The 1,304-nt window shown below is 46.2% G+C and carries 1 protein-coding gene; it reads left to right on the forward strand.

The annotated features are described in order from the left end of the window. On the forward strand, positions 1-1,274 hold a 1,274-nt coding region (gene tnpC / locus IEY48_RS20225), incomplete at its 5' end, for an IS66 family transposase (RefSeq protein ID WP_188923336.1). Positions 1,275-1,304 lie beyond the last annotated feature (30 nt).

The raw sequence follows: 1,304 nt of genomic DNA on the forward strand, positions 1-1,304 counted from the left end.
CGCCTACTTTCGATAAATCATCAAGCCAACCTAAGCGTCAGCCATTACCTGCTGAGCTTCCTCGAGTAGAAGTCATCGTTGATATTGATGAAGACAACAAGTACTGCGACTGCTGCCAAGGGCCGCTGCATCAAATGGGGCAAAGTGATAGCGAGACATTGGAATTCGTCCCTGCGCACATCAAGGTCATTAAAACGATTCGACCAAAATATGCTTGCCGTCAATGTGAGCAACAAGGCATTGAGGTTGCGATAAAAACCGCATCAATGCCAGCAACTCCAATCCCCAAAAGCATGGCGACACCGAGTTTACTCAGCCATATAATCACCTGTAAATATCAGTTTGGTCTGCCTTTATACCGCCAAGAAACCTTGTTTGCGGATATTGGGGTTACGCTCAATCGTAAGACCATGTCGAGTTGGATGATACGTTGTGCCGACTTACTTGAGCCTTTATATCAACGCCTTAAAGTCAGTTTACTGGAGCAAGATGTTATCCATGCTGATGAGACCCCGCTTAAGGTGTTAAAAGCGGATAAACTGACAAGCTACATGTGGTTGTACTGCTGTGGTGATGATGCGCCTAAGGGCAACACTAACATCGTGCTCTATGACTATCATAACAGCCGAGCTGGCCAGTGTGCCGTGGATTTTCTAGCGGGATTTTCTGGGTATCTGCAAGTAGACGGTTATCAAGCCTACGCGCAAACTGACGCGACTTTGGTCGCTTGTTTGGCGCATATTCGTCGTAAATTTATCGAGGCCAAAGGCAATAACAAGAAAGCGGGCAAAGCTGATGTGGCATTGAAGCTTATCGGCAAACTTTACGGCATAGAGCAACAAATCAAAGGTAAATCTGCTGAAGATAAATATGCGATACGCCAGCAGAAATCTAAAATTATCGTAGATGAACTCTATCAATGGCTGTTACAGCATCAAGATAAAATCCCCCCGAAAATGGCATTGGGTAAAGCCATCCTTTATGCGCTGAATCAATTTGAAAAGTTCAGGCGTTACTTAGATGATGGCCGATTAACTATCGACAACAACCGCGCCGAACGGGCGATAAAACCGTTTGTGATAGGTCGCAAGGCGTGGCTATTTTCAAATACGCCGCGAGGCGCTCGCGCCAGTGCAATTCTTTATAGCCTCATCGAAACCGCCAAGGCCAATAACCTTATCGTGCATGAGTATATCGCCAAGTGCCTGCAAGGCTTGGCAGAGACCTCATCCGAGGTTGAGTCATTATTGCCGTGGAATATCAAGCAAAGATAAATTGCTAGGTGCCGTTCGCTAGACGTTTAC

Source organism: Shewanella saliphila, from assembly GCF_014648295.1.
Lineage (GTDB): Bacteria > Pseudomonadota > Gammaproteobacteria > Enterobacterales > Shewanellaceae > Shewanella > Shewanella saliphila.